General features: G+C 37.9%; 12 protein-coding genes. 10 read left to right on the top strand and 2 right to left on the bottom strand.

The genetic code is table 11. The features are described 5' to 3' along the window. The first annotated feature begins 98 nt into the window (after nt 1–98). The 5 genes from pheS (at nt 99) to addA (ending at nt 11186) form a co-directional block, all read left to right on the top strand. Nucleotides 99–1142 carry a phenylalanine--tRNA ligase subunit alpha gene (gene pheS, locus JG537_RS05955; protein WP_014334511.1) on the top strand — a complete coding sequence of 348 codons (1044 nt, stop codon included), beginning with the start codon at nt 99–101 and terminating at the stop codon, nt 1140–1142. Nucleotides 1143–1176: 34 nt separating this feature from the next. Next, nucleotides 1177–1701, top strand: coding sequence for a GNAT family N-acetyltransferase (locus JG537_RS05950; RefSeq protein WP_074869087.1), 525 nt, complete (start codon nt 1177–1179; stop codon nt 1699–1701). 70 nt (nt 1702–1771) lie between these two features. Beyond that, complete coding sequence (gene pheT / locus JG537_RS05945) at nt 1772–4177, top strand: phenylalanine--tRNA ligase subunit beta (RefSeq protein ID WP_199544312.1); 2406 nt, start codon at nt 1772–1774, stop codon at nt 4175–4177. Nucleotides 4178–4327: 150 nt separating this feature from the next. After that, the gene (gene rexB / locus JG537_RS05940; RefSeq protein ID WP_199544309.1) at nt 4328–7570 is read left to right on the top strand and encodes an ATP-dependent nuclease subunit B; all 3243 of its coding nucleotides are present in this window, start codon (nt 4328–4330) and stop codon (nt 7568–7570) included. Further along, on the top strand, nt 7560–11186 hold the full coding sequence (gene addA / locus JG537_RS05935; protein ID WP_199544301.1) for a helicase-exonuclease AddAB subunit AddA: 3627 nt from the start codon (nt 7560–7562) through the stop codon (nt 11184–11186). Before rexB ends, addA begins: the two co-directional genes overlap by 11 nt. A gap of 97 nt (nt 11187–11283) precedes the next feature. Here the strand turns inward: addA and JG537_RS05930 are convergent, their stop codons facing one another. Next, nucleotides 11284–12429 (bottom strand): cobalamin-independent methionine synthase II family protein, encoded by a 1146-nt coding sequence (locus tag JG537_RS05930; RefSeq protein ID WP_132869162.1) that lies wholly within the window; start codon nt 12427–12429, stop codon nt 11284–11286. 183 nt (nt 12430–12612) lie between these two features. On the opposite strand from JG537_RS05930, the gene JG537_RS05925 reads away from it, so the two are divergent. Continuing rightward, nucleotides 12613–13053: a cytidine deaminase family protein gene (locus JG537_RS05925; RefSeq protein WP_199544552.1), complete on the top strand. Its 441-nt coding sequence runs from the start codon at nt 12613–12615 to the stop codon at nt 13051–13053. A 25-nt stretch (nt 13054–13078) separates the two neighbouring features. Further along, entirely contained in the window at nt 13079–13813 is a 735-nt protein-coding gene (locus tag JG537_RS05920; protein ID WP_199544299.1) for a PHP domain-containing protein, read from the top strand. A 70-nt stretch (nt 13814–13883) separates the two neighbouring features. Here the strand turns inward: JG537_RS05920 and JG537_RS05915 are convergent, their stop codons facing one another. Beyond that, a complete protein-coding gene (locus tag JG537_RS05915) occupies nt 13884–14060 on the bottom strand; it encodes a DUF3042 family protein (protein ID WP_074481996.1) in 177 nt (58 codons plus the stop codon). 186 nt (nt 14061–14246) lie between these two features. Between JG537_RS05915 and miaA the strand changes: the two genes are divergently transcribed. The 3 genes from miaA (at nt 14247) to JG537_RS05900 (ending at nt 17103) form a co-directional block, all read left to right on the top strand. Further along, entirely contained in the window at nt 14247–15146 is a 900-nt protein-coding gene (gene miaA / locus JG537_RS05910; RefSeq protein WP_199544292.1) for a tRNA (adenosine(37)-N6)-dimethylallyltransferase MiaA, read from the top strand. 84 nt (nt 15147–15230) lie between these two features. After that, nucleotides 15231–16469 (top strand): GTPase HflX, encoded by a 1239-nt coding sequence (gene hflX / locus JG537_RS05905; RefSeq protein WP_199544290.1) that lies wholly within the window; start codon nt 15231–15233, stop codon nt 16467–16469. After that, nucleotides 16462–17103, top strand: coding sequence for a cystathionine beta-lyase (locus tag JG537_RS05900; RefSeq protein WP_199544287.1), 642 nt, complete (start codon nt 16462–16464; stop codon nt 17101–17103). The genes hflX and JG537_RS05900 overlap by 8 nt, the downstream gene beginning before the upstream one ends. Nucleotides 17104–17133: the final 30 nt, after the last annotated feature.

Raw genomic sequence — 17133 nt, 5'->3', positions numbered from 1 at the left:
AAAAACGGATGGTACCGCGTGTCAACGCTCCGCTATAGGAGTGTGGCACGCTTTTTTCGTTTAAAAACATTAGGGTTTTACCCAAGGAAGGAATTTTAATGGATTTACAAGCGCAGTTAGAGGAATTGAAATCATCTACGCAAGCTAAATTAGCTGAAATGCGTGGAAACAATGCAAAAGAACTTCAAGAATTACGTGTGCAAGTTCTTGGTAAAAAAGGATCATTGACAGAATTGTTGAAAGGTTTGAAAGATCTTTCTAAAGAAATGCGTCCAGTTGTCGGAAAACAAGTTAACGAAGTGCGTGATGTTTTGACAAAAGCTTTCGAAGAACAAGCTAAAATTGTTGAAGCTGCTAAAATCAAAGCACAATTGGAATCAGAAAGCTTGGATGTCACTCTTCCAGGACGTCAAGTAAACCTTGGTAACCGCCACGTATTGACACAAACAAGCGAAGAAATTGAAGATATTTTCCTTGGTATGGGGTTCCAAGTTGTTGATGGTTATGAAGTTGAATCTGACTACTACAACTTTGAACGCATGAACTTGCCAAAAGACCACCCAGCACGTGATATGCAAGATACTTTCTACATTACTGAAGAAATCTTGCTTCGTACTCACACAAGTCCAGTACAAGCACGTACACTTGATAAACACGACTTTTCTAAAGGTCCTTTGAAAATGATCTCACCAGGACGTGTTTTCCGTCGTGACACAGATGATGCGACTCACAGCCACCAATTCCACCAAATTGAAGGTCTTGTTGTCGGTGAAAACATTTCTATGGGTGACCTAAAAGGAACGCTTGAAATGATTATCAAGAAAATGTTTGGTGAAGATCGTAAAATCCGTCTTCGTCCATCATACTTCCCATTCACTGAACCATCAGTAGAAGTTGACGTTTCATGCTTCAAATGTGGTGGTAAAGGATGTAACGTATGTAAGAAAACTGGTTGGATTGAAATCCTTGGTGCCGGTATGGTACACCCACGCGTCTTGGAAATGTCTGGCGTTGACTCAGAAAAATATTCTGGCTTTGCTTTTGGTCTTGGTCAAGAACGTATTGCAATGCTTCGTTATGGTATCAATGATATCCGTGGCTTCTATCAAGGCGATGTCCGTTTCTCAGATCAATTTAAATAATAACTGATTAATGAAAAACGCTTGGAGGAAAGATATGTCAGAAATAAAAGTTGAAAAAGTAACTTTGGATAAATTAGCAATCTTACGAGAACTTAGTATCCAGACTTTTCGTGAAACCTTTGCTTTTGATAATACCGAAGAAGAACTTCAACAGTTTTTCAATGACAATTACACTTTAGAGCAACTTGAAAAAGAAGTTACAGATTCAGAATCTGATGTTCGATTTGTCTTAGTTGATGGGCGTGAGGTTGGCTTTTTGAAGGTCAATTGGGGCGCTGCACAGACAGAACACAAACTTGATAATGCTTTTGAAATTCAACGCATCTATATTCTTAGCGAGTGTCAAGGGCTCGGATTAGGCAAGAAATTATTTGAGCTTGCGCTTGATATGGCTAAAGCAGGTGGATTTGATTGGGCTTGGTTAGGTGTCTGGGAAGGCAATGTTAAGGCTCAAGGGTTTTACCGCAAATATGGTTTTGAGAAATTTTCAGAGCACTCTTTTAAAGTTGGCGATAAAGTAGATACAGATTGGCTTTTAAGAAAAGCATTAAAAGAATAACAGTAGAAAGGGATAAAGAAGCTTGCCTGTCAAAGGTATTTTGACTGCGAAAAGCTTTTAACACATTATTATGTTAGTAAGTTATAAATGGTTAAAAGAGCTTGTTGATGTTGATGTTACAACACATGAGCTTTCTGAAAAAATGTCAACAACAGGGATTGAGGTTGAAGGAGTTTCAACACCATCTGAAGGTTTGACAAAATTGGTTGTTGGTCACGTTGTTTCTTGTGAAGATGTTCCAGAAACTCATTTGCACCTTTGCCAAGTCGATACTGGTGATGAAGAATTGCGTCAAATCGTCTGTGGTGCTCCAAACGTGACTGCAGGTATTAAAGTTATCGTTGCAGTTCCAGGTGCACGTATTGCTGACAACTACAAAATTAAAAAAGGTAAAATCCGCGGTATGGAATCACTTGGTATGATTTGCTCACTCCAAGAATTGGGATTGCCAGAATCAATCATTCCAAAAGAATTCTCAGATGGTATTCAAATCTTGCCAGAAGATGCTAAACCAGGTGACAGCATTTTCCCATACCTTGATTTGGATGACGAAATCGTTGAATTGTCAATCACACCAAACCGTGCAGATGCTCTTTCAATGCGTGGGGTTGCTCATGAAGTAGCAGCTATTTACGGTAAAGAAGTTCATTTCCCAGAAAAAGAACTTAAAGAAGTTTCTAAAGCTGCTAAAGATGTTATCGATGTTGCTATCGAATCTGATAAAGTATTAACTTACAAAGCACGTGTTATTGAAAATGTGACTGTTAAACCAAGTCCACAATGGTTGCAAAACCTTTTGATGAATGCTGGTATCCGTCCAATCAACAACGTTGTCGACGTGACAAACTATGTCTTGTTGTACTTTGGTCAACCAATGCATGCCTTTGATTTGAACAAATTCGAAGACAATAAAATTGTTGCCCGCAATGCGCGTGCTGGTGAAAAATTGGTTACACTTGACGGTGAAGAACGTGAATTAACAGAAGAAGATCTTGTTATTACAGTTGCTGACAAACCAGTTGCTCTTGCTGGTGTGATGGGGGGACAAGCCACTGAAATTGATAACAACTCTAAAAATGTTGTTCTTGAAGCTGCTGTCTTTGATGGTACAGCTATCCGTCGTACTGGATCTCGTTTGAACCTTCGTTCTGAAAGCTCAGCTCGTTTTGAAAAAGGAATTGACTACGCTACTGTTGATGAAGCTCTTGATTTTGCAGCTGCAATGCTTACAGAATTAGCTGAAGGCGATGTTCTTTCAGGTCGTGTTGAAGCTGGTTCAGTTCCAACTGATGATGTTGAAGTATCAACAACTCTTGATTATGTTAACGTTCGCTTGGGAACTGAATTGACATATGCTGATATTGAAGACGTCTTTGCTAAACTTGGCTTTGGATTGTCAGGAAATGCTGATAAATTCACAGTTTCAGTACCACGTCGTCGTTGGGATATTGCTATCCAAGCTGACTTGGTTGAAGAAATTGCTCGTATTTACGGTTACGAAAACCTTCCAACAACACTTCCAGAAGCTGCTGGTACTGCAGGTGAATTGACAGCAACACAAAAATTACGTCGTAAAATGCGTTCTATCGCTGAAGGTGCTGGATTGACTGAAATCGTATCATATGCTTTGACAACACCTGAAAAAGCAACTGAATTCACATTGCAACCAAGCAACTTGACTGAATTGATGTGGCCAATGTCAGTAGAACGTTCAGTTCTTCGTCAAAACGTTGTTTCTGGTATGCTTGATACGATTGCGTATAACGTTGCTCGTAAAAACAGTAACATGGCAATCTATGAAATTGGTAAAGTCTTTGAACAAAAAGGTAATCCAAAAGAAGAATTACCAAACGAAATCAGCACATTTGCCTTTGCTATTTCAGGTTTGGTAGCTGAAAAAGATTTCCAAACAAAAGCAACTCCAGTTGATTTCTTCTATGCTAAAGGTATCGTTGAAGCAATCTTTGCAAAACTTGATTTGACAGTTGATTATGTTGCCGAAAAAGGTCTTGAAAGCATGCACCCAGGTCGCACAGCAAGTATTTACTTGGACGGTCAATTAGTTGGTTTTGTTGGTCAAGTTCACCCACAAACTGCTAAAAACTACAATGTTCCAGAAACTTATGTTGCTGAGTTGAACTTGGATGTTATCGAAGCTGCTCTTCAAGCTGATAAAGCATTTGTTGAAATTACAAAATTCCCAGCAGTTTCTCGTGATATTGCTTTGCTATTGCCAAAAGCAACTACTCACAATGATATTGTTACTGCAATCGAAGCAGCTAAAGTGAAACGTTTGACAGATATCAAACTCTTCGACGTATACGCTGGTGCAAACATTGCTGAAGGAATGAAATCAATGGCTTACAGCCTAACATTCCAAAATCCAAATGATAACTTGACTGATGAAGAAGTTACAAAATACATGGATAAAATCACTAAAGTCCTTGTTGAACAACTTGGAGCAGAAGTTCGTTAATCAGTAGATTTTTAATTTGGCTATTTGGGTTAATATAGATAAAACCACCGCTACGAAAGTAGTGGTGGTTTTTAGATGTCTATCAAAAGTCCAAACCTATACCAGAATTTGGTATAATAAGATTATCTATTGACTTGACGAAGGATTATTATGAAATTATTATATACAGATATTCAGTTTGATATGACTGAAATTTTGGCAAGAGAAGCTGCTCTTCAAGCTGAAGCTGGCAAGCGTGTCTTCTATATTGCTCCAAACTCTTTGTCTTTTGAAAAAGAAAGGGCTGTTTTAGAGCTTTTGCCTGATCAGGCATCTTTTGCGATTACGATTACCCGTTTTGCTCAAATGGCTCGCTATTTTGTTTTTAATGAATCACAGACGAAAGAATCTATTGATGACAATGGCTTAGCCATGATTTTTTACCGTGCACTGTCTCATTTTTCAGATACGGATTTGAAAGTTTTTGGGCGTTTGAAGCAGGATACTAATTTTATCAAGCAATTGGTTGATTTGTATAAAGAATTAAAAACGGCCAATATGACCGTGCTTGATTTGACGGAATTGCATTCAGCTGAGAAACAGGAAGATTTGGTGAAAATCTTTTTGGCTGTGAATGATATTTTGCTGGCTAATCAATACGATAATCAAACTAAGATTGCTTTTTTTGCTAAACAGCTGGCTGCTGGGCATTTAGATGCTGCGCTTGAGAATGTGGTTCTTGTTATTGATGGCTTTACCCGTTTTTCAGCAGAAGAAGAGCACTTAGTGAGCCTATTAGAGGAAAAATGTGCTCAAGTGATTATCGGGACTTACAGTAGTCAGAAGGCTTATAAGGCTAATTTTTCAACGGGCAATGTCTATCAAGCCAGTTTGGATTTTCTGCGTTCCTTGGCAGCAAAATTTCAAACACAACCACAGTATGTTGAGAGTTCGCAAAAATCTCAAGAAGCTTTTGCTAAATTGTCAAAACTCTTTGAAGCGAAGCACGACTTTACAACATCAGACATTACATTGACAGATGATGATAAAAAACATTATGCGATTTGGGATGTCATTAATCAAAAAGAAGAAGTTGAGCATGTGGCAAAGGCAATTCGTCATAAGCTTCACCAAGGCTATCGTTATAAGGATATTTTGGTACTTTTGGGTGATGTGGATAGCTATCGTCTGCAAATCGGCAAAATTTTTGATAAATACGATATTCCTTATTATTTTGGTAAAGCTGAGTCAATGAGTGATCATCCTTTGGTGCATTTTATTGATTCTTTGGAGCGCGTGAAGCGTTATCGTTTTCGTACTGAAGATGTCGTCAACCTCCTGAAAACTGGTCTTTATGGTTCCTTCAAGCAAGATGATTTGGACCTTTTTGAGCAGTATTTGATTTATGCAGATATCAAGGGGCAAAGTAAATTTGCTAAAGAGTTTACCATTGCTTATAAAGGTGAGGAGCATTTAGCTTTTGTTAACAGCATGCGCGAGCAAATCATGACACCTTTGTTAACCTTTTTTAAGGCGCAAAAGCAGCTTGGTTCAAGTTTGCTTGAAAAGCTGATGACCTTCTTGCGTGCGATTTCTTTGCCAAATAATTTGGAAAGTATGGTAGCTACTTTCTCAGAAAATGAGCAAGAAAAGCACGAGCAAGTGTGGCGTACATTTACAGGGATTTTAAGGCAGTTTCAAACTATTTTTGGCCAAGAAAAATTATCTTTAGATGAATTTTTATCGCTTCTAAGAAGCGGTATGTTGGCTGCGCAATACCGTGTGGTACCAGCAAGCGTTGATGTGGTTTCGGTGAAATCATATGATTTGGTAGAACCGCATACCAATAAATTTGTCTTTGCTTTGGGGATGACACAGTCTCATTTTCCAAAAATTGCTCAAAACCGTAGTTTGATCTCTGATGAAGAGCGCGCTAAGGTCAATGAAAGCACAAATGAACACCAGCATTTTGATATCATCAGTCGCGAGAATATTAAGAAAAATCATTTTGCTGCTTTGTCACTGTTTAATTCAGCAACTGACGAATTGGTTTTGAGTTTACCTCAAATTGTTAACGAATCTGAAGATAAGGAATCTTCTTATCTTGCGGAATTAGCTAGCTTTGGTGTTCCAGTCTTGATGAAGGGACGTAATCGCCTATCTACTGATGTTGAAGATATTGGAAATTATAAAGCTCTCTTATCTCGTGTGATTGAAGTTAATCGTTTGGCAATTGAAGAAGAACGTGAGCTTAGTAAAGAAGAACAGACATTTTGGTCTGTGGCTGTTCGTTACCTGCGTAGAAGACTTGCTACAGAAGGAATTGAATTGCCACTAATTAAGGATAATATGCGAACTAAGCCTGTTTCCGCTGAAGTGATTGAGACACGTTTTCCAAGTGATCAACCGATTAATTTATCTTCTTCTGCGGTGACAACTTTTTATAATAACCAATACAAGTATTTCTTGCAGTATGTTCTTGGGTTACAGGAAGTTGAGACAATCCATCCTGATGCTAGAAATCACGGAACTTATCTTCACCGTGTCTTTGAAGTGGTCATGAAAGACGGTTCAAATCAACCATTTGATCATAAACTCAATCGTGCTATCCAAGCAACGAATTCAGAAGATGCTTTCAAGTTCGTCTATGAAGAAGATGAGGAAAGTCGTTACTCATTGACAGTCTTGGAAGATATCGCAAGAAGTACCGCGACAGTTTTACAGCAAGATGCTCAGATTCAGGTGGAAAGTGAAGAAGAACCATTTGAATTAATGATTGCAAATGCTATTCGCATCCGAGGTATTATTGACCGTGTTGACCGTTTGTCAGATGGTAGTCTTGGTGTCGTTGATTACAAGTCAAGTCATAATACATTTGACATTCAGAAATTCTACAATGGCCTTAATCCGCAATTAGTGACTTACATGCAAGCCCTTCGCGATAAGAAAGAGAGAAGTGAGTCTGATAAGATTTTCGGGGCCATGTATTTACACATGCAAGAGCCTAAGGTGGATTTGTCATCGGTGGCGACGACAGAGAAAATTTTGGAGAATTTATCTAAAGAATTGCGTTACCGTGGTTTGTTCTTAGAAGAGGAAAAGGGCTATTTGGCTAATGGTAATTATCACCTTAATGACTCCGTTTATACGCAAGAAGAATTAGATATTTTACTAGCTTATAACAAAAAATTATTCATTCAAGCTGCGAAAGACATTAAAAAAGGACATTTTTTGATTAACCCATACAGTGAGGACGGTAAGACGGTTAAGGGTGATCAATTAAAAGCTATTACTCGTTTTGAAGCTGATCGTCATATGCCATATGCTCGCAAGTGGTTTAAATTACCAAGAAAAGACAGACGTCAAGGCTTTTTGAACTTGATGCAAGAAGAGGAGGAGAAAGATGACCTTTAAACCTTTTTTAACGGCTGAAGACATTTCTTCTCTACAACAAGAAGAGGCTCAGTCGTCCAAAACACAAAAACGAACTCCTGAACAAATTGAAGCCATTTATAGCTATGGCAACAATATTCTAGTATCAGCGTCTGCTGGTTCAGGGAAAACCTTTGTTATGGTAGAGCGCATTATCGATAAAATTTTGCGTGGCATTACCGTAGATCAATTGTTCATCTCAACCTTTACAGTTAAGGCTGCAGGAGAATTGAAAGAGCGTCTTGAGAAAAAAATTAGCCAAGCGCTACAAGCAACAAAGGATAATGATTTAAAAACCTATCTTAATGAGCAGTTGCTAGGCTTGCAAACAGCTGATATTGGTACCATGGATGCTTTTACGCAGAAGTTGGTCAACCAGTATGGTTACACTTTGGGAATTTCACCAACTTTTCGCATCATGACGGATAAAAGTGAACAAGATATTGTTAAAAATGACGTCTTTTCAGATCTTTTCTCTGATTACATGACAGGAAAGAATAAGGATGTTTTCCGTAAATTAGTTCGTAATTTTTCAGGCAATCGCAAAGACAGTTCAGCTTTTCGAGGAATTGTCTACAAGATTTATGATTTCAGTCAAGCAACTGACAATCCGAAAAAATGGTTAGCAGAAGTCTTTTTAAAGGGTGCTAAAACTTACACAGACTTTTCAGCTATTCCTGATCAAGAAGTTTCAGATTTTTTAACTTGCTTACATGACACAGCTAATCAGTTGCAAGACGTGACTGATTTAGAAGATTACAAGCAAAAAACAGCTAAGGGGACGCCTACGGCAGCTTATAAAAAGCATTTGAACATGATTGAGCATTTGCATGAATGGGCTATGCATTTTGAGACTTTGTATGGTCGTGATGGTCTTGGTCGTTTGGCTGCTGACGTAGCTGATTTAATTCCGTCAGGTCCAGCAGTGACTGTGGCAGGAGTGAAATATCCCGTTTTTAAAACTCTTCAGGGACGTTTGACTGGATTGAAGCATTTAGAAACTATCTTCAAATACCAATCGGAAAGTCTGCCTTTGTTAGAACTTTTACAAGCGTTTATGCAGGATTTTTCTGAGCAATATTTGCAAGCTAAAATCCAAGAAAATGCTTTTGAGTTTTCAGATATCGCGCATTTTGCTATCCAGATTTTGGAAGAAAATCCAGATATTCGTGAGCTCTACCAAGATAAATACCACGAAGTCATGGTCGATGAGTACCAAGATAACAACCACACGCAAGAACGCATGCTTGAATTGTTGTCAAATGGTCATAATCGATTCATGGTGGGAGATATCAAGCAATCTATCTATCGTTTTCGCCAGGCTGATCCGCAAATTTTTAACCAAAAATTCAAGGATTTCCAAGAACATCCTGAACACGGGCAACTGATTTTACTTAAAGAAAATTTCCGTAGTCAATCAGAGGTTTTAGATGCGACAAATAGTGTTTTCACACATTTAATGGACGAAGCTGTTGGGGAAATTTTGTATGATGGCATGCATCAATTGGTGGCTGGTAGCCCCGCACAAAAAGAAGTTCATCCAGAAAATGAGACTAAGGTTCTGATTTACGATACTGATGATAGTAGCGATTTACCAGAAAATGCTGAAGATGACCAAATCAATCCCAATGAAGTGAAATTGGTGGCTAAAGAAATCATTCGTTTGCATAATGAGGAAGGTGTTGCCTTTGAAGATATCACCTTATTAGTATCATCACGTACGCGTAATGATGGCATTTTACAGACCTTTGAGCATTATGGTATCCCTTTGGTAACTGATGGCGGTGAGCAAAATTACCTCAAATCAGTTGAAGTAATGGTGATGCTTGATACGCTTAGAGCATTGGATAATCCGCTCAATGACTATGCTTTGGTAGCTCTTATGCGCTCACCGATGTTTTCTTTCAACGAAGATGACCTTGCTCGTCTGGCACTTCAAACGATAGAAGATGAGCACAAAGCTAATTTGTACCAAAAATTGAAATATGCTTTAGCTAATCAAGGTCAGCATGCAGAATTGGTAACACCAGCTTTACGTGAAAAATTAAAAGATTTCATGACTTGCTTTAGCAAGTGGCGTGATTTTGCCAAATGGCATTCGCTTTATGATTTAATCTGGAAGATTTATAATGAACGTTTTTATTATGATTATGTGGGGAATTTACCACGCGCTGAACAGCGTCAAGCTAACTTATATGCCCTAGCACTTCGTGCCAATAATTTTGAAAAGACAGGCTTTAAAGGTCTATCACGCTTTATTCGCATGATTGATCGCGTCTTAGAAAGTGAAAATGATCTTGCTGATGTTGAAGTGGCACTTCCTAAGCATGCGGTTAATTTGATGACCATCCATAAAAGTAAAGGTCTTGAGTTTAAGTATGTCTTTATTTTGAATATTGATAAGAAATTCAGCATTCAAGATATGATGTCACCTTTGATTTTGTCACGTCAAAATGGTGCCGGTATCAAATACCTAGCAGACATGAAAGAGGAATTGGATACCGATGCTTTTCCAACTGTTAAAGTTAGTATGGATACGCTACCTTATCAACTCAATAAACGTGAGCTTCGCTTAGCGACTTTGTCTGAGCAAATGCGACTTTTCTATGTTGCCATGACGCGTGCAGAAAAGAAACTTTATCTGGTTGGTAAAGCTAGCTCTGAAAAACTGGTTGATAAATACAGCGGCAAATCCGAAAATAACCACTTACCAGTAGCAGAGCGCGAAGCCTTTATGACTTTCCAAGATTGGATGCTAGCCATTCATGAGGCCTATAAGGAATTACCATTTACGGTTGAATTTGTCACAGATGACGATCTTACCGAGGAAAAAATTGGTCGGATTGAAGTCCAGTCAGCTATCACACCAGATGATTTGAAAGATAACCGTCAGTCTGAAGATATTATTGAAGCTTTGGATAGGTTAGAGGCTGTTGAAAAGCTAAATACTAAATATCAAGCGGCGATTAATCTTCCAAGTTTGAGAACACCAAGTCAGGTTAAGAAGCTATACGAGCCAGTTATGGATGCAGATGGTATTGATGTCATGACAAAATCTTATCAGGCTAAACTTACATTTGATCTTCCAGACTTTTCAAAGAAAACAAAAGTAGAAGCGACAGCGATTGGTTCTGCCATGCACGAACTCATGCAGCGCATTGCCTTGTCTTCTCAAGTGACTTTAGAGGACATTACGACGGCTTTGACACAGGTCTCAGCTGATGATGAGGTGAAATCACGCATTCATCTTGAAAATGTTCTAGATTTCTTTGAAACCTCTGAACTTGGTCAGTTGATTCAAGAAAATGTCGATAAGATTTATCGTGAAGCGCCTTTTGCCATGTTAAAAGAAGACCCTGAAAGTGGCGAAAGCTTCGTTGTCCGTGGGATTGTCGATGCTTATCTAGTTCTAGAAGATCGTATCATTCTTTTGGATTATAAAACTGATAAATACACAAATAGCCAAGAAATCAAGGAACGTTATCAAGGGCAAATGGCATTATATGCTGAGGCTCTTAGCAAGTCATATCATATTGAACAAGTTGATAAATACCTTGTTTTACTTGGTGGAGAACGTTTAGAAGTTGTAAAACTGTAACATAAAAAAGTGACCGTAAGCATTGTGCCTGCGGTCGCTTTTAGTATAGTATATTGTATTATTGTATATTGAAAAAAATAAAGATGAGTTGGACGAATTAGTTCCAGAATTTGGCAGCAATTTCTTGCCCTTGTTTGATTTTAGCCCATTGTTGTGGGATAGCCAATTCATTTCCTGAATCACATGAGGCAAAACCACATTGATGAGAAAGGAAAAGACGATCTTTAGGGATGATGTGACTAGCTTCTTCAAGCATTTTAAGAGCACGTTCTTCATCATCAAGGTCAGTTGTTTTACTTGAAAGGAGTCCAAGAACAACTTCAGCGTCTTTATCTTTCAAGCTTTCAAGAGCTTTAAGATCACCAGCTACTTCACTATCCCATTCAAGGAAGAAACGGTCATAGTGTTGGTCTTTCAAGAATTTTGTAGCGATAGCTTCATAAGTACCACCAGCAGCAGAACGGCTTTCGTAGTTACCGCGGCAGTTATGAGTCCAAACTTTCAAACCAAGTTCGTGTCCGTAGTCAGCAACTTCGTTATTAACTGCGATAAATTCATCAGCAAGATCAGCAAGGGCGCTGTTTCCTTCAGCGAAGAATCCAGCAGGGTTTGATTCATCAAAAAGTTCCCAAAGGCAGTCGTCAAATTGGATAATTTCACCACCGACTTCTTTGTATTCTTTCAAGAATTCTTTGTAAGCATTGATAAGACCAGTTTTAAGTTCTTCGTTTGTTTTATAAACTTGATCTTCACCAGCAAGTTTATTGAAGACAGTGAATTCTGTATATGCGTGTGCAGGTCCCCAAATTGTTAGTTTAGTATCGGTATCGCCAGCTTCTTCTTTAACTAGTTTATAGATATCAAGGAAGTGGTGGTTTTTACCTGAAAGTGGTTCAGTGATGCGGATACCGATATCTTTACGTGTTTCAAAGTGTCCACCATCGTGGTCTTGGAATGTGTAACCATGGTCAGCAATGTAGCGTTCAATTCCTTTAAGACCCCAGACAAAGTCAAGGTGCCACATAGATTTTGAATATTCACCATCGGTTAAGACATCAATGCCGTTTGCTTTTTCTTCAGCGATAACTTTTTTAATATCAGCTGTTTCAGTTTCTTTATAGCCATCAAAAGCATCGTAGAATGGGTATTTGATATCATCACGATGTTCGATGGCTGTTTTGTATTCACGTAAGTCAGCTGGGCGTAGAAGAGACCCAACTAGTTGAAATTTTGATTTAGCCATGTTATGTACCTCATTTGTTTTTGTGATTTCTATTGTAGCTGAGCTTTTCCATTTTGAAAAATAGTTATTTTTTTAGGGCTATGTATAGTTTTAAACTATAACTAAATTTTTCAAAATTTCTGTCTAATTAACTGAAAATTTGATATACTAAGAAAATACAGACGGTTTAAAAGGAGATTTGTGATGGATATTTGGGAAAAATTGTATGAAGCAGCTAAAAAGGACTTTAATCCTCATTATGTGACACCTTTTATCTATTCAAATCATGTTGTCGCAGCAATTGAGGCTGAAGATGGTCAGATTTTTACGGGATATTGCTTTGAAGCAACATCAGGTGTTTTTCACTTGTGTGCTGAACGTGCAGCTGCCTTCAATATGTTTCAACAATCGGGTCAAACCACCATCAAACGCATTATTGCATTTCGGGATAAGCCGCCTTATGGTGAAGGTTCAGGGATGCCTTGTGGTGCTTGCCGTGAATTTTTGATGCAATTGTCGCCTAAAAACAAAGATTTGGAATTTATGCTGGACTATGAAAAGCGTGAAACCATCACTTTGGGGGAACTTATGCCATTATGGTGGGGTGAAGAACGTATGGCAGCAGGCATTGATGATTTAGACTAATAATATAAATACAGCGAGGTTGAGGATGCGAGATAATCACTTACATACACATTTTTCTTACGATTCAGATGCACAGTTTGAAGACTATTTAGACCATTATACTGGTGATATTGTGACAACTGAGCACTATGATTTGTCAAATCCTTATACTAAACAAGATGACGTTCCAGATTATGAAGCTTATTCACAAGAAATTGCTGAGCTCAATAAAAAGTATGGTAATCGCATTAAAAAAGGTATTGAAATTGGTTATTACCAACCGCGTGAAGCAGACATTTTAGCCTTTTTGGCAGATAAGGAGTTTGATTTGAAACTTTTGTCTGTTCACCATAATGGAACTAATGACTATCTTGATGACGAAGTGGCTGATATGGATAAGGATACCATTATTCAAGAGTATCTGGATAAATTAGAATATGCCATTGGTCGTGTGGAGGCTGATGTTTTAGCTCACTTTGACTATGGTTTTCGTATTTTTGATTTGACTGTTGATGACTTAAAAGCTTACGAGCCACAATTAAAACGTATTTTCCAAAAGATGATTGATTATGATTTAGCTTTTGAACTAAATAGTAAGTCAATGTACTTGTATGGTAAAGAAGACCTTTATCGTTATGCTTTAGGTTTAGTCAAAGACCTAGGCTGTCATAAGTATTCGATTGGTTCTGATGGTCACAAGTTAGAACATTTTCGACTAGCCTTTGATAAAATCCAAGACTTACTAGACGAATTTGGCATTGAAGAGTGGGAGATTCTGTAGAATTTTTAATTGGATTTTATGTTAAAAAAGTCCCCTGGGCATAAAGCTCAAGGGACTTTTTATTTAATAATTAGTGAGAAATACGTTTGCGGGCTGCTTTTTTACGATTTTCTTGAATGAAAGCAGCTTTTTCTTCTTCAGGATCAATGATTTTTTTCTTAACTGCGAAAATAGCACCGGCAACAGTAGCGGCTGTGGCTACAACACCAGTAGCAAGACCTTTAGCGAATGCAAATTTTTTAGCCATAATAAATTCCTCCTCACTGATAAGAACAGGGAGTATAAAGAACTTTTATACTCTTTTATAGCAGTAGGATTTGTTTTCTTGTCCTACCACCTTATGTTATAATAATGGTAACGAAAATTGCCTAAAAATTCAAGTGAAAACGTTATATTTACTAAAAAAATCAGGCTTAGGACGGATAAAAAATAGATGTCAAAAAAAATAAAATTGCTAGCCGTGGTAGGACCAACGGCTGTTGGAAAAACAGCTCTTGGAATTGAGTTAGCAAAACAATTTAACGGAGAGATTATCAGCGGTGATAGTCAGCAAGTCTACCGTCATTTAGATATTGGAACGGCAAAGGCAACGCCTGAAGAACAGGCAGCAGCTCCTCACCACTTAATTGATGTGCGTGATGTTGATGAAACTTATTCTGTTTATGACTTTGTGACAGAAGCCAAAGCTGCTATCGATGATATTGTTAGTCGAGGTAAGTTGCCTATCATTGTTGGAGGAACTGGACTTTATCTTCAAAGTTTGCTAGAAGGTTATCATTTAGGCGGTGAGGTTGACCAAGAAAAAGTCCTCGCTTACCGAAAAGAATTGGATTTGTTAAGTGATGAAGAGCTTTTTGAAAAAATAGCAGAGCAGAAGATCGAGATTCCTCAAATCAACCGCCGTCGTGCCATTCGTGCCTTGGAGTTAGCTAAGTTTGGACAAGATTTGCAAAATAAAGAAACCAACTATGATGCTTTTTTGATTGGCTTAAATGATGATCGTCAGGTTCTGTATGATCGCATTAATCACCGTGTTGACCTCATGGTTGAAAATGGTGTTTTGGATGAGGCTAAATGGCTTTTTGATCATTACCGTGATGTTCAAGCGGCACGAGCTATTGGCTATAAAGAACTTTTCCCGTATTTTGCAGGAGAAGAAACACTTGAAGCTTGCGTTGAAAAATTAAAACAAAACACACGTCGCTTTGCTAAGCGCCAATTAACATGGTTTAGAAACCGTATGGTGGTTCGATTTTATAAAGTTTCAGAAGCGGATTTTAAAGCAAAAGTAAGTGCCGATGTTGATTGTTTTTTAAATGAAAAGAAAATGTAAGGGAGTAAAACGCTCCCTTTCACTTTTGAAAAGAATTTATGATATAATGAGTTTTACGGATTAATTAAGAAAAGGGGTGAGTACATGATTGAAACAAGCGAACATCAAGAGCGCGTGATTTTACTAGGAGTTGAACTGCCAGATACAGAAAACTTTGAAATGTCTATGGAAGAACTGGCTTCTCTAGCTAAGACAGCAGGAGCTGAGGTAATCTCTTCATATCGTCAAAAACGTGAAAAATATGATAGTAAATCATTGATTGGTTCAGGAAAATTAGCTGAAATCAAGGCGATTGTTGACGCTGATGAGATTGATACTGTCATTGTTAATGACCGTTTGACTCCACGTCAAAATGTTAATTTAGAATCAGAACTTGGTGTTAAAGTGATTGATCGCATGCAGTTAATTTTGGATATTTTTGCCATGCGCGCTCGCAGTCATGAAGGTAAATTGCAAGTTCATCTGGCTCAACTCAAATATATGTTACCTCGCCTTGTCGGACAAGGGGTTATGCTTAGCCGACAAGCAGGTGGAATTGGTAGTCGTGGACCAGGTGAAAGTCAATTGGAGCTTAATCGTCGTTCTATCCGCAATCAAATTGCAGACATTGAACGTCAATTAAAAGTGGTTGAAAAAAATCGCGAGACTGGGCGCGAAAAACGAACAGAGTCTCAAGTCTTTAAAATCGGACTCATCGGTTACACCAACGCTGGTAAATCAACTATTATGAATGTGTTAACAAATGATAAGCAGTATGAGGCTGATGAGTTATTTGCGACTTTGGATGCCACAACCAAGCAAATTTACCTGCAAAATCAATTTCAGGTGACGTTGACGGATACTGTTGGTTTTATTCAAAATTTACCGACAGAATTGGTTGCTGCCTTTAAATCAACGTTAGAGGAAAGTCGTCACGTTGATTTACTTTTGCATGTGATTGATGCTAGTGATCCAAATCATGCTGAACACGAAAAAGTGGTTTTGAATTTGTTAAAAGAGTTAGATATGTTGGACATTCCACGTTTAGCTGTTTATAACAAAATGGATGTTGCTGAGCATTTTGCAGCGACAGCTTTTCCAAATGTGCGTATTTCAGCGCGTGATAAAGAAGCTCGTTCACTGTTACGTCGTTTGATTATCAATGAAATTCGTGAGATTTTTGAACCCTTTAGTATTCGTGTTCACCAAAGTCAAGCTTACAAGCTTTACGATTTGAATAAAATGGCTCTGCTTGACCGTTATGATTTTGCAGAAGAATATGAAACAATTACAGGTTACATCAATCCTAAAAATAAATGGAGACTAGAAGAATTCTATGACTGATTATATAAGCTTAGCTTTAAAATATGGTGGTTTTACATCACTAGATAAAGTGTATTTGCAAAATACTTTAGAAGGTTTAACTGATGGACAAAAACTAAGTTTTATCACGCCACCTCCAAGTGTTATCAATGCTTATTTTGCAGAAATGTATCAAAAGCAATCTCCGCAAGCCGCAACGGATTATTACTTTGAATTATCAAAAGAATTGCATTTGTTAAATGATAAACCTTCTTTTGATGAACATAAACCGTTTATTCGCTTGAATTTATCAGGAAAATCATATGGTTTTACCTATGAAAATGACAAAGAAGTCGCTCGCGTTTTTTCTGAAAAGAATGAGGCCTTGACGACTGATGTCTTGTTTGAATTGGCACAGGTTTTTCCTCAATATAAGATTTATGTTGAAGAAGGAAATATCAAAATGTCAAAAATGACTTTTGATGATCAAGAGCTAGAAGACCTTACGCCAGAAAATAGTCTGCTCAGCCATGTTTCAAAATTAAAAGGAAATATGGTTAAGCTAAAAAGTTTTAATCGCGATGAATTATCAGACTTGCTAGCTCATTATCAAGGGCAAGTTTATTACACGTTTGATCAACGTGAATTTATTGCTTATGTAAAAGTATCGCATTAGGAAGGATAATTAAAAACCTCGGTTTTTATA

Origin of the sequence: Streptococcus vicugnae, from assembly GCF_016461705.1 — a bacterium.
Lineage (GTDB): Bacteria > Bacillota > Bacilli > Lactobacillales > Streptococcaceae > Streptococcus > Streptococcus vicugnae.
The sequence above is the reverse complement of the archived record's forward strand: the minus strand, read 5'-3'. Positions and strand labels throughout refer to the sequence as shown.

Excerpts from the sequence above, each read along its gene's own strand:
- hflX (WP_199544290.1), top strand. The coding sequence starts at position 15,231 with ATGATTGAAACAAGCGAACATCAAGAGCGCGTGATTTTACTAGGAGTT.
- pheT (WP_199544312.1), top strand. The coding sequence starts at position 1,772 with ATGTTAGTAAGTTATAAATGGTTAAAAGAGCTTGTTGATGTTGATGTT.
- JG537_RS05920 (WP_199544299.1), top strand. The coding sequence starts at position 13,079 with ATGCGAGATAATCACTTACATACACATTTTTCTTACGATTCAGATGCA.
- rexB (WP_199544309.1), top strand. The coding sequence starts at position 4,328 with ATGAAATTATTATATACAGATATTCAGTTTGATATGACTGAAATTTTG.
- miaA (WP_199544292.1), top strand. The coding sequence starts at position 14,247 with ATGTCAAAAAAAATAAAATTGCTAGCCGTGGTAGGACCAACGGCTGTT.
- addA (WP_199544301.1), top strand. The coding sequence starts at position 7,560 with ATGACCTTTAAACCTTTTTTAACGGCTGAAGACATTTCTTCTCTACAA.
- pheS (WP_014334511.1), top strand. The coding sequence starts at position 99 with ATGGATTTACAAGCGCAGTTAGAGGAATTGAAATCATCTACGCAAGCT.
- JG537_RS05915 (WP_074481996.1), bottom strand. The coding sequence starts at position 14,060 with ATGGCTAAAAAATTTGCATTCGCTAAAGGTCTTGCTACTGGTGTTGTA.
- JG537_RS05930 (WP_132869162.1), bottom strand. The coding sequence starts at position 12,429 with ATGGCTAAATCAAAATTTCAACTAGTTGGGTCTCTTCTACGCCCAGCT.
- JG537_RS05950 (WP_074869087.1), top strand. The coding sequence starts at position 1,177 with ATGTCAGAAATAAAAGTTGAAAAAGTAACTTTGGATAAATTAGCAATC.
- JG537_RS05925 (WP_199544552.1), top strand. The coding sequence starts at position 12,613 with ATGGATATTTGGGAAAAATTGTATGAAGCAGCTAAAAAGGACTTTAAT.
- JG537_RS05900 (WP_199544287.1), top strand. The coding sequence starts at position 16,462 with ATGACTGATTATATAAGCTTAGCTTTAAAATATGGTGGTTTTACATCA.